This is a genomic window from Prochlorococcus marinus CUG1416 (genome assembly GCF_017695965.1).
Lineage (GTDB): Bacteria > Cyanobacteriota > Cyanobacteriia > PCC-6307 > Cyanobiaceae > Prochlorococcus_A.
This window is the reverse complement of the sequence record NZ_JAAORM010000002.1, coordinates 606990-620159: the sequence shown is the minus strand read 5'-3', so window position 1 is coordinate 620159 and position 13170 is coordinate 606990. Positions and strand designations below refer to the sequence as shown.

Here is a 13170-nt window from a genome sequence, read left to right as displayed (position 1 = left end):
CTTAAGCCCACTTTATCTTTATAGCTAAGTAAAATCAGAGTGGCATATCAGGTCTCATATAAGAATCCCAAGATTCTCTCAAAAATGTTTTTTATCTCGATCTCTCGAAATCAGTTGATTCTTTTTGATCCTCAATCCGTACAATTTAGTACCTCTTACCGCACACATAAAATTCTTAGCAAACTACCTAAATGGATAGACCATAGAGATTATTACGAGGTAAATACCATGAAACTAAAAAATACATTTAGCATCCAAGATAAGAACATAAAAGATCTTGATAATGGAAAGGATTATTCAACTATCAAGGATTTAATGAAAGAGCAGGGAGTATCAACTGACCTATCTTAATTAAATGGATAAGGAATGTGAATTAAATCCATCCGATCAACATTGCTTGGTATACAACGATTAGTGATTCTTTATTAATTAGCACACCAATATCATTGCTATTAATTGAGTAGAGATCTTTTCATTTAATGCCATTAGACGTATTTCTAATGAATATGTGTGTTGTTGTTATAGCATTACTTGTTAGGAGAGAAATCAAGCTTACTAAAGTTAGATAGTTATGAGAATTAATTCTAAAACCATTAGCTTGTTGTTAAACATAGCTTTTTGTATTTTGGTATTTGTTATTTAGTTAGCTCTCTATTTTTTCTCCATCTGGAATACATATTTCCCATATAAATTTCTTGTATATAATTCTTTGCACCTTTTTTTAATATTTTCTTTGAAAATTTATTATTAAACTTCTTACTTGCAAGGATCTCTTGCTTCCAATTGATGTCTTCTTTCATTGCTATTGTTTTTTATGTCTCGAGCGTGACTTGAACACGCGACCTGCGGGCTATGAATCCGCCGCTCTAACCAGCTGAGCTACCGAGACATGGGAATATTGTAAAACATTGTTTGTACTTAATTATCATTTTCAAAATTTATTTGTTTATTAGCCTCATATATAGCAATACCGCATGCTACAGAAAGATTTAAACTCCTAACACCTTTTTGATCATTTGATCCGGTTTGCAAATTTGGCATAAATATTGATATTAAAAAATCGCTTTTATCAATAATGTAATTTGGCAATCCAGAATCTTCCCTTCCAAATAGCAAAACATCTTCTTCCTGAAATTTAAAATCCTTCAAGTAGATACCATTTTTTTTACTAAAGGAAATTATTCTATTAGTTAATTTGTTCTCTATAAATTTATCAAAATTTCCATACTTATTAACAGTAACTAGTGGCCAATAGTCTAATCCTGCTCTTTTTAAATATTTATCTTCTAGTTTAAAACCTAAGGGCTCTATAAGATTTAAAGGAATGTTAAATGCAGCGCATGACCTGGCAATATTACCAGTATTTTGGGGGATTCTAGGTTCAAAAAGAGCAACTTCCAATTTTACGTAGGTATTTCTAAACTTATTTCATCTATTTTGATAGCTCTACCATTTATTGCAAGCCAATTATCTTTCGAAATTTTGGTTATTTTCTTTTGAAGCTCACCAATTCTTTCAATATAAGTATTACCAATTTTATATTCTGAGACCAAACTCCAACCAACTTGCTCTCCAACAATAAATGTTATGTTTTTTCTTTTTATTAAAAGAACTATTAGTGAATGCATCTTTGTTGACCATTCTTTGTGATCTCGTTCAATACTTTCCATAACAAAACCTCCAATCGAGTCTATTAATAATGGACCCTCCTCTTTTTTTAATGTATTTAATAAATCTGTTGTCTCAATTAATATCCAATCTTTTGGCCTTCTATTTCGATGTAAATTAATTTTTTTTTGCCATTCTTTATCGTTGGGGTTGTTTTTTGATAATGCAACATATGATAAATTTTTAAATTCCTTTGCTAAATGTTCTGCAAATTCACTTTTACCACTTTTTGTTCCACCTGTAATAAAAATAATATTAGATAAATCATATCTATTACTTAAATCATGGGAATTCATGAATTCTCTATTATTTAGAGAAATACCACCAAGTAGCTAAGGGAATAATCGTGGCAGCAATTAATAAACCAACAACTATATAAGTAGCAGTAGAACTAAGAGTATCATCAGATCTCATGACGTTAAAGTTTGGATCCACTACAGGGTTGTCAATAGATGAAGGCTGACTTTTTTCGTAATTGATAATTGTCCTTTGTGGAGTTACAACAAAAAGTCTGTTTATATTGCTAACACCTTCTGCGTATGTAGTTGCAGGAATAAGGATAAATATTAAACCAGTAATAATAAAAGAAAAAAGATATTTATTAAAGTTTAGGTTCATTTTAAAAGGTTTTGATTAATTATATATTAAAAACAATATGTTTGAGTATTTTTGAGCGTACTAACCAATATAATATTTTCATAATTGAAATAGAATTAACATATTTTATATATGGGATTCAATGGGAAATCTCTAGTATTAATCGGCACGATACTATTTATTTTTCAAATAGCAAATTTCTTTTCGATAGAGATAATTACTCCTGAACTCGAACGAGCACAAGTAATAGCTGCAATAGCTTCATTAATTATTATTTTGATAGGTTTCTTATTTAAACAATTTGAACCCTTAGCAGGTGAGAAGGCTGATCTAAAAGGAGAAAATAAGTTTCTCTTCGACAAAAACATTCCTGATGATGTTATTGATGAACTTGCATGGGGATCTGAAGCAATATTAACTTCTACTGCAGCAGCAGCAATATTAATTCACAATGATGGAGTAAATATATTGAGAAGAGGAATTACTTCAAATAAGGAGTTTAACCCTGGAGAAACTTGTCTGAGATCAATAAAAGATATGAAATTATTATCATTAGTAAACACTAAATTTTATCCAGGAAGAGATGAATTTTATAATTTCTGTCCCGATATTCCATCTATTTTAGTTGTACCTATAAATAAGAAGGCTTTTATATTGATAGGAGGTTGGAGTGCAAAATGTTTTACTAAGTCTGATGAAAGATGGATAAATAACTGGTCAAAGAAAATTAATAATATTTTTGCAAAAAATAATATTTAAAAATAAATTATTGAGCGAACTCTTTTATCCTTTGCTTTAAAACTGACGGATTCTGTTTTTAAATTATAGAAGGCATTTTCTGAGTTTGTTTCATATTTATTCTGGTTATTATCATCCTTAATTATATATTTTACTGGAGTAAAAAATTCAATTATGTTATCTGCCCCCAACTTTGCTTTTCCTGAATTTAAGATGATATTGTTATTTTCAAATCTTATATTTCCTTCTAAAAGATAGCTATTCTTTTCAATATCCCAAATAAAGTTATCTGCATACAAAAAATCCTGATCTTGCTTTAGAGTTTTTAATTTTACATTTCCTTTTAAATTTAGGAGCTTATTGTTGTCAGATAATATAGAGTAATCAGAATTAATAATATATTTAGTTTCTTCACCGTTAAAAATATTTATTGTTGGACTTTTTAATTCGAAACTTAGTTCATTATTATTATAAATTGAGTTTGGACTAGTAATAGAATATATTTTATCTCCACTCTTAGAGTAAATATTCATATCTAAACTATCTATTTTTTGTGTTATTTTATTTTCTTTGATTGAATTTGGTGCACATCCAAGAATAAAAACTGGAAGGAGAATTATTAATCTATAAAAGTTATTCATACTCAAGCTTATTTATTATTGGAGTGGGTTTAGGAAGACTTGAGTTACTATCTAATAATCCCCATTTTAATTGTTGTTCCCAAGGAATTTCTTTATTGTATGTAGAACCAAGTTGTTCATTTATTTTTGATGATAATTCTGGCAATAATGGTAATAATAATAATCCTATTATTCTTGTACTTTCTAATACGTTGTAAATAATTTCTTTAACAAAAGGCAAATTATTTTCTTCTTTTATCAACATCCATGGTTGGTTATCATTTAAATACAAATTAGTTTTAATCGCAAGGCTAAGCACTTCATTAGCTGCTAGATCTAATTTGTAGATATCAAATTTATGAATATAGTTTTCTACTGCAATTTTGGAAAAATTCTCTAATTTATTTTCATTTGATATCTTTTCTATATCTGGCACTTTATTATCAAACCATTTTCTAGACATAGATGATGTTCTATTTAGTAAATTACCAATTGTATTAGCTAAGTCATTGTTGATAATGTCAACAAATCTTTTATTTTGAAAATCTCCATCATTTCCTAGTGATATGTCTTTAATGAGGTACCACCTTACCGGATCATTTCCATATTTAGAAAGTAGTAAGTCAGGGTCGAGAACATTCCCTAAACTCTTACCCATTTTTTGACCCTCTCTCGTAAGGAACCCATGCCCAAAAACCTTTTTAGGAACTTTCATATTGGCAGAAATGAGCATTGCGGGCCAATATACAGCATGGAATCTCAGAATATCTTTACCAATTAAATGAACATCAGCTGGCCATCCTCCATTAATTGATTTTTCCAATGAATGTTCTGTCGCATCGGAACTAATAGCACTTACATATCCAAGTAAAGCATCAAACCATACATAAAATGTATGGTTATCGTAACCAGGGACAGGAATTCCCCATGTGACATTTGTTCTTGAAATTGAAAAATCCTTTAAACCTCTAGAAACAAAATTTATAATTTCATTCTTTCTTTCTATTGGCTCTATAAAAGAAGGTTCGTTGATTATTTTCTCAATTTCTTTTTGATATTTCGAAAGCCTAAAAAATAGATTCTCTTCATTTTTCCATTCTAGATTTTTTTGATGTATGGGGCACTTGTATGTTGATGAGTTTTCTGGATTATCCTTAAATTCCTCACAACCAACACAATACCAACCTTTTTGAACTCCCATATAGATATCATCTGATGCTTTTACTCTTTCATAAAATTCATTAACAACAAATTCATGATTTTTTGAACTTGTCCTTATAAATTTATCAAAGGATATATTCCAATTTTTCCAATTTATATTATAGAGTTCTGAGATTTCATCACAATGTGATTTTGGTTCAATACCTTTTTCATTAGCGGTTCTTTGTATTTTTAAACCATGTTCATCAACACCAGTGATGAAAATAACATTTTTACCTATAAGCCTTTTATACCTAGCTATTGAGTCACAAATTATTGTTGTATATACACTTCCTAAATGAGGTTTATCATTAACATAGTATAAAGGGGAAGTAATGACAAAAGTCATAAAGCTTTTTTATTTATACTAACAGATATTTTTTAAACTAATAAAAACCTATTATATTTATTATACTATTAATAAATAAACTCTAAAAGATTACTATCATTTATTACATATTTAACTTTATATGTTTTATTACTATATATTTCTATTGATACAAAAAGAGTAATAAGTATTTCTAGTGAATAATCTGGAAAATAAACCAGAGCAATATTTCTTTTATGATTAATCCACTTAACGAATATTATTTTATAAAAAGGTTTTTTTTCATTCTTAAAAAATAATGTTAAATATTTAAATTTATCATTTTTAACAATATTATTATTCTCTGTTTGTCTATTTTTCGAATAATCAATAATCTTAGAGACTGAATTTATACTTAGAATCTCGTAATTATTTATTTTATTATATACTTGTCTTTGTATAATTAAATCAAGGTATCTCCTAAGTGGTGAAGTTGATTGTACATACATATTAAGACCTAATGATTCATGATTTCCCGGCTTAGTTGTTATGTAACTTCTTCCCATATATTGTTTTAATATTATATATTTAATTTCACTATCCTTGTATCTGTTAAGTATTTCGGATGGGTTGCAATTTAATTTCTGAATCCTAAATGCAGCTGCTAAGTTATATTTATTTAAAAATAAACTTATTACATAACCCATTAATATCATTGATTCTGCAATTATAATTTGTGATATTGTTTTCTCTAATTTATTTAATACAACTTTATCCTTATATAATTTAATTTTACTATTAGGACTTTCAAAAATAATTGCTCCTTGTTTCCTTCTGAATGTAATACTTTTTTCTAATAAATTTTTAATCTCAATTAATTCTATTTCTTCTTTAGGTTCTAATTCTAATATTTCATTCGCATCTTCATATGTTAATTGATATTTTGGTTTTATTATTGCTTCAGTTATTTCATAATTATTTATTGATCCATCTTCATTGAATTCAATTGCTGCACTAATAGTTTCTGAAATTTTATTTTGAGCTAGATTTGCCTTTTCAAGAATATCTTTAGGTAGCATTGGGACATATTGATCAATTAAATACAAGCTGCTATTTCTCTTTCTTGCATCTAAATCAACATTAGAGTCATGCAAAAAGAGTTTGCATGGATTACTAATATGAATCCATAAATTTTTTATATTTCCTTCTTTTATTTCTAATGAAACAGCGTCATCAATCTCATGTGGATCATCAGAGTCAATAATATATGTTTTTAAATTAGTTAAATCTTTCAAATATTTGAGATATTAATTATAGTGCCAACTATATTCAATATGAAATTATCCTTCAGGATTTACAAATGGTAAAAGAGCTACAATTCTGGCTCTTTTTACAGCTAATGTAAGATCTCTTTGTTGCTTAGAGGTTAAACCAGTCATCCTTCTTGGTAGGATTTTACCCCTTTCAGTTATGAATTTTTTTAGTAGTTCTACATCCTTATAGTCAATAGGATCTCCAGGTTTGATAGGTGATAATTGTTTTTTAAAAATTGAATTAGGCATGATTTAATTTGATTTGATTACTTTATTTCTTTGTGAATTGTCATTCTGTTTAAATGAGGATTAAACTTTTTTAGTTCTAATCTTTCAGTTGTATTTCTACGATTCTTTTCAGTAGTATATCTTGAGACACCATTTGATCTCTTAGGATCTGTGCTTGTCCTGGCTTCAGTACATTCCAGGGTCACTACAACTCTTGTCCCTTTTTTGGCCATTTTAATTAATACTTTATTGTATAATTTTCTATTGTACATCTTCAACAAACTTTTTTGAAGATATACTCATTTCTTTTATCATCATTGATTTAAAAATATATATGAAAATTTCTCAAAATTGGTTGAAAAATATAGTAGAAATTTCTTCTACTCCTGAAGATCTCTCTGAGAAATTGTCTATTGGTGGATTTGAGGTTGAATCATTAGAAGATTGTTCAGAAAATGTAAATGGTGTTGTTTTAGGTAAGGTCTTATCTGTTTTAAAACACGAAGGATCTGACAAACTCTCCATTTGCGAAGTAGATATTGGGACTTCAAAGAATTTACAAATTATCTGTGGTGCGCAAAATATTAAAACAAATATTTATGTTTATGTTGCTACTATCGGTGCAAAATTAAATGCAGTTGATTTAACTATTAAAAGAAGTGAAATTAGAGGTGTCATGAGTGAAGGAATGATATGCTCTCTTCAGGAACTAGGACTAGAAGACTCTAGCGAAGGGATAGAGATCATTGATGAAGATTTAGCACTAAAACATGAATTAGGCACTCCAGCATCTAATTTACTTCAATTAAATGATTTTATATATGATTTAGCAATTACTGCTAATAGACCTGACGGAATGTCCGTTATAGGTATAGCACGCGAAATTTCTGCCCTTTTAGAATCCACATTAAATTTCCCAGAATTAAAAAATAAATACAATATTCATTTACTTAAGGGAAATAAACTGTGCCCAGAGGCTATAACATCTAATTGCATTTATACAATAAGCTCTATTGATGGAGTAAATGGAGATAAATTATCGCCAAAATGGCTAAAAGACCGTATAGAAAAATCAGGAATAAAGTCGATTAATCTTCTAGTTGATTTAACAAACTATATTCTTTTAGAACAAGGACAACCTTTGCATGCATTTGATAAAGAAAAACTATCAAAATTAATTGGAAAAGAAGTTTCTCCAGAAGATTTCTCTGTACGAAAAGCCAAAGATAAAGAAAGCCTTATATGTTTAGATGGTAAAAAATATGAATTAAATGAAAATATTACTGTAGTTGCTTGTAGCGATAAACCTGTAGCTATTGCAGGGGTGATAGGTGGTTTAGAGACTTCTGTAACCAATACTACCTCTTCTATTTATCTTGAAGGTGCTGTTTTTAATCCAGTTACCATAAGAAAATCTTCAAAGGCGGTTGGAATAAGAACAGAATCTAGCAGCAGATATGAAAAAGGGATTTCATCAAAAAATACAATAAGTGCAGTAACCAGAGCAATTAATCTTTTAGAAGAATATTTTTCTATTAATTTACCAATTATCAATGCTTCGAATTTAAAAAATGAAGAGGATATTTTTATTAAATTAAGGAGAAATCGAATACATAAAATTCTTGGTCCATTAATCATTAATGATCAATTTGAAAAAAGAAATTTATCTGATACTGAAATAGTTGATAAATTAACACTTATAGGTTGTACTTTAAAGAGTAATGAATATGGCTGGGATGTAGCAGTAATTCCTAATAGATCACAAGATTTAATAAGAGAAATAGATTTAATTGAGGAAATTGCCAGATTAATAGGGTACGACAAATTCGACTTGAACCTTCCTAATCCAATTAAGCCTGGAAAATTGTCATCGGAACAGTTGGCATTGAGAAAAGTAAAAAATGGTTTTACAGAAAGTGGTTTTAACGAAGTACTTAGCTATTCTCTTGTTCCAGAAGATAAAGAAACACTTATAAAGATTGCTAATCCTTTATTATTAGAAACTAGCTGCCTAAGAGATAATATCTGGCAAGAACATTTAGAAATTGTAAACCGTAATATAAAAGCTGGACAAACAAGTTGTTATATATTTGAAACTGGAAATGTTTTTCATAAGCATACTGAGTTCATTCAAGAAGAAGTATTGAATGGTGCAATTTATGGCAATAGAAAATTTGGAAAATGGGTAAATTCTTGTAAGGATAATGATCTTACTTATTATCAGGCAAGAGGAAAGTTAAAAGAGGCTTTATCATGTCTGAATATAAAAATTGATGATAAACCTACTGATAAATTTGATTTTCTGCATCCAGGAAGAACAGCAAAATTAATTATTGAAGGGAAAGATGCAGGTTATTTTGGTGAAATTCATCCTAAATTAATACTAGAGAAGAAGTCATTAAAAAAAGTTTATTTATTTAGTATAAATGTAGATAACCTCCTGATAGCTAGTACAAGAAAAAATAATTGGTTTCCAATATTTAAGCAATATCCAATTGTTCCAAAAATAGATCGGGATATAAATTTTGTTTTCAGTAAGAAAATTTTTATTAGCGATATAATTTCTCAAATAAGAAAAACAGGAAAAAATCTTTTAGAGGATGTACATTTAATCGATGTCTTTGAAGATATTAAACTTGGGGAGAAAAATATAAGTTATACATTTAGATTATCTTATAGAGATAAAGATAAAACATTACTGGAATCAGATATTAAATTAATACACTCAAGCATTATCTCTAAAATTGAAAAAAGTTTTAGCACAAAATTGAGAGATTAAATGTCTTAAAAGTCTTATATAAGACTTTTAATTAGTCTATGAATAATTCTCATATAAGATAAGTAATAATCCTATAAAACTGATTAATGATGTATGATAATGAGCATGATCAATTTTTTATCTCTTTTGCTATCTTCAGTTCTGTGGGTTCAAGTCCCACAGTGGTCAGATGATTGGTCGAAATGTTCTGTTGACGTACCAGATGCTTCATGTCACTGGTATATAACTGCACCTGATAACACTTTTGGAGAAGGGTTTGATTGGGCTAGCGCCCCTTGGTTTGATGCTAACGGATTAAGTGATGTCCCTAGTATTGACAAGCAAACTGCAATTCAGAAGCTTCAGTCTAAGTAGTACTGTCTATAAGGCAGTACAGTTAGACTTAAAAGCATTTTATAGCTTTGCTTTTTAGGTATTGATATATTATTGGACATTGAAAGGACATGATTGATTGATTTATTGATCAGTTTTTAATTTTTTCGAGAATTAAACAAACTGGATGTCGTTTATTCGAATTGATATGTTATTCTATCTAACTTATCTACTATGAGACTATATAGTAGACTAATATTAAGTCTCATATAAGATATATTATACAATGAAATTTCTTCTTTTTATACAGGTTGAATTTTATTTTCTTTTTATTCTAAAAAATTTTATTAATTAATTTTGACTAATAAATAATTGATAAAGTTCAGCTTTTTTACTCGCGCCTATCTTATATTAGACTATTAAATAGACTTATAATTAGTCTAATATAAGAATAAGTATACTAATTTCTATATAGATTTTTTAGCAATTGATACGCTTCATTTAATTTTCTCATTTGATCTGTTGATCCTCCAGCATCTGGATGCGTCTCTAAGGCTATTGATTTATATGCCTCCCTAATTTTTCGCAATGTATGGGCTGATCCTGCGGATGTTGATAAATTCAATAATTTAAGTGCTCCATGTACCGTCATTGTTGAGTCCAAAGTTTCAAATGAATTTGATCTGTTATTTCGCTTAAATCTACTTACAAACCTCCTCATTAGTGTAGGTATCCTATTAATTAAATCTGATGTCGCAAAAGGGTCTTCTAAAACGCCAATCATTAATAAAACAACTTCAAGGGATGGATTTTTCTTTATCCAAAATGGGCATAATTCAGACATAAATTTATTGGCGGCACTCCACGTAAAGGGTAGATTTTCTGTTCCATCAAGATTTGGCCATATATCCCTTCCAAACCAATCCATCGATGCTTCTAATACATGATCGTTAGGAACAGTTCCATATAAGGTTTTCCAATGACTAATTAACGCTATTCGACATTTTATTAATTCAGTTTCTTTAATTGTATTAATTTGAATATCATTAATATTCTCCTTTAATTTTTCACTTTTAATACTCCTTCTTAGATTCTTTACTTTTTTTTCAACAAAATTGGGAAGGTTTATGTTTGAGTTGGCTTTTTCTTTATATTGATCGTTATTTGAAACTCTTTTACTTAAAGATATCTCATTAACTTCTTTTTTATTGTCTTGATTAATGTCTGATTTAATTAATACCAATGCAGTATTTTCATCAATATTTAATTTTTCATTATTATTCTTTTTCTCGTTAAAGTCTATTTCTTGCTGTTGGTTCTTAGGTACTAAATCATCCTCTTGAAGAAGTTCTTTAAGTATCTTTTCAATTACAGGTCCTCTTGCTCTAAATCCCCATTCTTTTCGTAATTGATCAAACCTAGAAATTAGTTCTTCAGGTAAATCAATTGAAATTCTTTTTGTATTTGAATTTTCAGGAATATCCAATAATATTTTTCTTGAATAGTAAGGAATTTATTTAATTTTATTCAAAAAAAATTGAAAGTCCATATGGAATATTGTTTTTAAATTAAAACCAACTTATTTTCATGTCACAAGTCAATTAAGTATCTTTTTATAATAAAATAAAAAAATGTTTAATTGTTATTTCAAATCATCTAAAGAAAAAAAGAGTTTTTATCAACATAAGAAATTAGAAATGCTCAATTATATTAAAGATTCTCTTGAACGTAAAATCGCATCTGTAACAGCTTCTATAGAAGTTTTAGAAAGCCAAATAAGCAGAGATAAAGATCCTGAAGTTGTTAACTAGTATTCAAACAAAACTTTCTAGAAGTTTTTCTGGACCAAATTTTTTTAAATAATTAATATCCGATTTTTCGGTTACTAGTAAATATCCTGCGAATCCTAAACCGTTAATACTGAATCCATGGATATGATCATTACTCCTCTTTATAATTGCAATCCATTTATTAGTTATTAATAGATTGTAAGGATATCTTGGTTTCACATCACTGATAGTGTCCCCAAGGCCTAATTTCATAGATAATTCTAAATACAATTCATAAAGAGATATTGAATTTTCTAAGAAATTAAATTTGGATACAATAATATTTTTTTTAAGCTTACTATCCCTATCCTTATCTAATTTCATTTCTAAAAACCACTTTTCTCTAGGGCAGGATATCTCATCTTTAGCTCTACGTAGAAGTTGAAAATGCCTGTGAGGTTGACTTGCTCCTGCAATTGGAGAACTATTGAAAAACCATAATCCACTAGTATCTTTATTAACTTTTTGGATAGCTTTCCAATCATTAATATCTAACCATCCATTTTGAGGTTTCCAATTATTTGTTATCAGTAAAATATGTCCTTTTTGTACAGGATACTTATTTAAGATTAATTGATGATCATCATCAATTTTATCGATTTCTAGTATCTTATCCCATGGACAGAATGGATTTTGCTTAGGGCCGTAAATTCTTTCTTTGTTGAAATTTGAAGTATCAAGCTTTCTAATTATGAAGTCATTATTTTGATATAAATCGCTAGTAATAATTCTTGTCTTTAGAGGATATAGAGATTCATCATTAATCGATAATTGAGTTTGATGAAGTGCTTTTTTCCAATATGTCTCTAAACTCATTTAAAAGAAACTATCATATTTATTCTAAAAAAAATAGTATATTTGTAATCACTTTTTATTAAATTGATATTCTTTCAATTTATCTAAAGGTACTGATTCTAAGACTACAATATTTGTTGATTCTAATATTACTTTAGGAGCAAGTCCGTCTAATAATGCTTGCTTCCACCTATCAAGACAAATACACCAATGATCACCATCCTTAAGTCCTGGGAAGGAATAAGCAGGCATAGGAGTTATTAAATCATTACCTTGTGATTTACTATATTTCAGGAAATTATCATCCATAACACAACATATAGAATGATTTCCTCCATCAGTTTTGTCATAATTGCAAAATCCATCTCTAAACCAGCCTGTCATAGGTTCACAACTACAAACTTCAATGTTTTCTCCTAATACATTCAATTGAACTTGATTATTTATGGTCATAGAATTTTTTGTTTAATAATACTAATAAAACACCAACATTTCTTAAAAAAAGGTTGACGAGTATAGGGGGTAAGGCGTTATTAATTCTAATAAGGTTTTTTTCATTATGGATTGGGACTTTACTGAAAACATAGCATTTAAAGCTCTTTATGATGCTTTTAAGGATAGTGACGAAACATCCGCATTAGAATTTTTATCTAGTGATGGTGCATCATACTATCTTGAATTAACACAGGACGCAGCTGGTGAGGGACTTGATCTGGGTGATAATGAAACGATGGAAGAACTTCAGGAAGAAATTATTGAATATCTAGAAAAAAACTAATTATTT

17 protein-coding genes and 1 tRNA gene are annotated in these 13170 nt (G+C 28.5%); 5 read left to right on the top strand and 13 right to left on the bottom strand.

Going from position 1 to position 13170, the window contains the following annotated elements; translation table 11 throughout:
• Positions 1-39: 39 nt before the first annotated feature.
• Entirely contained in the window at positions 40-351 is a 312-nt protein-coding gene (locus HA146_RS04805; RefSeq protein ID WP_209108493.1) for a hypothetical protein, read from the top strand.
• Positions 352-635: 284 nt separating this feature from the next.
• Here the strand turns inward: HA146_RS04805 and HA146_RS04800 are convergent, their stop codons facing one another.
• The 5 genes from HA146_RS04800 to HA146_RS04780 all read right to left on the bottom strand — a co-directional run bounded on the left by HA146_RS04800 (position 636) and on the right by HA146_RS04780 (position 2286).
• The gene (locus HA146_RS04800) at positions 636-800 is read right to left on the bottom strand and encodes a hypothetical protein (RefSeq protein WP_209108409.1); all 165 of its coding nucleotides are present in this window, start codon (positions 798-800) and stop codon (positions 636-638) included.
• Positions 801-815: 15 nt separating this feature from the next.
• A tRNA-Met gene (locus HA146_RS04795) sits at positions 816-889 on the bottom strand.
• A gap of 29 nt (positions 890-918) precedes the next feature.
• On the bottom strand, positions 919-1401 hold the full coding sequence (locus tag HA146_RS04790) for a tRNA (cytidine(34)-2'-O)-methyltransferase (protein ID WP_209108408.1): 483 nt from the start codon (positions 1399-1401) through the stop codon (positions 919-921).
• A 2-nt stretch (positions 1402-1403) separates the two neighbouring features.
• Positions 1404-1964 (bottom strand): bifunctional adenosylcobinamide kinase/adenosylcobinamide-phosphate guanylyltransferase, encoded by a 561-nt coding sequence (locus HA146_RS04785; protein ID WP_209108407.1) that lies wholly within the window; start codon positions 1962-1964, stop codon positions 1404-1406.
• Positions 1965-1974: 10 nt separating this feature from the next.
• Positions 1975-2286, bottom strand: a complete 312-nt coding sequence (locus HA146_RS04780; RefSeq protein ID WP_209108406.1) for a fusion glycoprotein F0 — start codon at positions 2284-2286, stop codon at positions 1975-1977.
• Between the two features lie 111 nt (positions 2287-2397).
• On the opposite strand from HA146_RS04780, the gene HA146_RS04775 reads away from it, so the two are divergent.
• On the top strand, positions 2398-3024 hold the full coding sequence (locus HA146_RS04775) for a cofactor assembly of complex C subunit B (protein WP_209108405.1): 627 nt from the start codon (positions 2398-2400) through the stop codon (positions 3022-3024).
• Here the strand turns inward: HA146_RS04775 and lptC are convergent.
• The 5 genes from lptC to rpmG form a co-directional block, all read right to left on the bottom strand.
• Entirely contained in the window at positions 3021-3644 is a 624-nt protein-coding gene (gene lptC / locus HA146_RS04770) for an LPS export ABC transporter periplasmic protein LptC (protein WP_209108404.1), read from the bottom strand. The two genes, HA146_RS04775 and lptC, sit on opposite strands and share 4 nt — an antisense overlap.
• Positions 3637-5172, bottom strand: a complete 1536-nt coding sequence (gene metG / locus HA146_RS04765; protein WP_209108403.1) for a methionine--tRNA ligase — start codon at positions 5170-5172, stop codon at positions 3637-3639. The genes lptC and metG overlap by 8 nt, the downstream gene beginning before the upstream one ends.
• A gap of 68 nt (positions 5173-5240) precedes the next feature.
• Positions 5241-6425 carry a ribonuclease catalytic domain-containing protein gene (locus tag HA146_RS04760; protein ID WP_209108402.1) on the bottom strand — a complete coding sequence of 395 codons (1185 nt, stop codon included), beginning with the start codon at positions 6423-6425 and terminating at the stop codon, positions 5241-5243.
• Positions 6426-6470: 45 nt separating this feature from the next.
• Entirely contained in the window at positions 6471-6692 is a 222-nt protein-coding gene (rpsR, locus tag HA146_RS04755) for a 30S ribosomal protein S18 (protein WP_002806014.1), read from the bottom strand.
• A 17-nt stretch (positions 6693-6709) separates the two neighbouring features.
• Positions 6710-6904 (bottom strand): 50S ribosomal protein L33, encoded by a 195-nt coding sequence (gene rpmG / locus HA146_RS04750; RefSeq protein WP_002805540.1) that lies wholly within the window; start codon positions 6902-6904, stop codon positions 6710-6712.
• A 77-nt stretch (positions 6905-6981) separates the two neighbouring features.
• Between rpmG and pheT the strand changes: the two genes are divergently transcribed.
• Both pheT and HA146_RS04740 read left to right on the top strand, forming a co-directional pair.
• The gene (gene pheT / locus HA146_RS04745; RefSeq protein ID WP_348535278.1) at positions 6982-9450 is read left to right on the top strand and encodes a phenylalanine--tRNA ligase subunit beta; all 2469 of its coding nucleotides are present in this window, start codon (positions 6982-6984) and stop codon (positions 9448-9450) included.
• Positions 9451-9555: 105 nt separating this feature from the next.
• On the top strand, positions 9556-9804 hold the full coding sequence (locus HA146_RS04740) for a hypothetical protein (RefSeq protein WP_209108487.1): 249 nt from the start codon (positions 9556-9558) through the stop codon (positions 9802-9804).
• 418 nt (positions 9805-10222) lie between these two features.
• On the opposite strand, the gene HA146_RS04735 is transcribed toward HA146_RS04740, so the two are convergent.
• The 3 genes from HA146_RS04735 to HA146_RS04720 all read right to left on the bottom strand — a co-directional run bounded on the left by HA146_RS04735 (position 10223) and on the right by HA146_RS04720 (position 12839).
• Positions 10223-11248, bottom strand: coding sequence for a molecular chaperone DnaJ (locus HA146_RS04735; protein ID WP_209108400.1), 1026 nt, complete (start codon positions 11246-11248; stop codon positions 10223-10225).
• 328 nt (positions 11249-11576) lie between these two features.
• A complete protein-coding gene (locus tag HA146_RS04725; RefSeq protein ID WP_209108398.1) occupies positions 11577-12407 on the bottom strand; it encodes a DUF4922 domain-containing protein in 831 nt (276 codons plus the stop codon).
• A 48-nt stretch (positions 12408-12455) separates the two neighbouring features.
• A complete protein-coding gene (locus HA146_RS04720) occupies positions 12456-12839 on the bottom strand; it encodes a DUF2237 family protein (RefSeq protein WP_209108397.1) in 384 nt (127 codons plus the stop codon).
• 106 nt (positions 12840-12945) lie between these two features.
• Between HA146_RS04720 and HA146_RS04715 the strand changes: the two genes are divergently transcribed.
• Positions 12946-13164 (top strand): hypothetical protein, encoded by a 219-nt coding sequence (locus HA146_RS04715; protein ID WP_209108396.1) that lies wholly within the window; start codon positions 12946-12948, stop codon positions 13162-13164.
• Positions 13165-13170: the final 6 nt, after the last annotated feature.

Coding starts and splice junctions, on each gene's coding strand:
- metG (WP_209108403.1), bottom strand. CDS start 5,172: ATGACTTTTGTCATTACTTCCCCTTTATACTATGTTAATGATAAACCT.
- lptC (WP_209108404.1), bottom strand. CDS start 3,644: ATGAATAACTTTTATAGATTAATAATTCTCCTTCCAGTTTTTATTCTT.
- HA146_RS04740 (WP_209108487.1), top strand. CDS start 9,556: ATGATCAATTTTTTATCTCTTTTGCTATCTTCAGTTCTGTGGGTTCAA.
- HA146_RS04775 (WP_209108405.1), top strand. CDS start 2,398: ATGGGATTCAATGGGAAATCTCTAGTATTAATCGGCACGATACTATTT.
- HA146_RS04785 (WP_209108407.1), bottom strand. CDS start 1,964: ATGAATTCCCATGATTTAAGTAATAGATATGATTTATCTAATATTATT.
- HA146_RS04720 (WP_209108397.1), bottom strand. CDS start 12,839: ATGACCATAAATAATCAAGTTCAATTGAATGTATTAGGAGAAAACATT.
- rpmG (WP_002805540.1), bottom strand. CDS start 6,904: ATGGCCAAAAAAGGGACAAGAGTTGTAGTGACCCTGGAATGTACTGAA.
- HA146_RS04800 (WP_209108409.1), bottom strand. CDS start 800: ATGAAAGAAGACATCAATTGGAAGCAAGAGATCCTTGCAAGTAAGAAG.
- HA146_RS04780 (WP_209108406.1), bottom strand. CDS start 2,286: ATGAACCTAAACTTTAATAAATATCTTTTTTCTTTTATTATTACTGGT.
- rpsR (WP_002806014.1), bottom strand. CDS start 6,692: ATGCCTAATTCAATTTTTAAAAAACAATTATCACCTATCAAACCTGGA.
- HA146_RS04725 (WP_209108398.1), bottom strand. CDS start 12,407: ATGAGTTTAGAGACATATTGGAAAAAAGCACTTCATCAAACTCAATTA.
- HA146_RS04715 (WP_209108396.1), top strand. CDS start 12,946: ATGGATTGGGACTTTACTGAAAACATAGCATTTAAAGCTCTTTATGAT.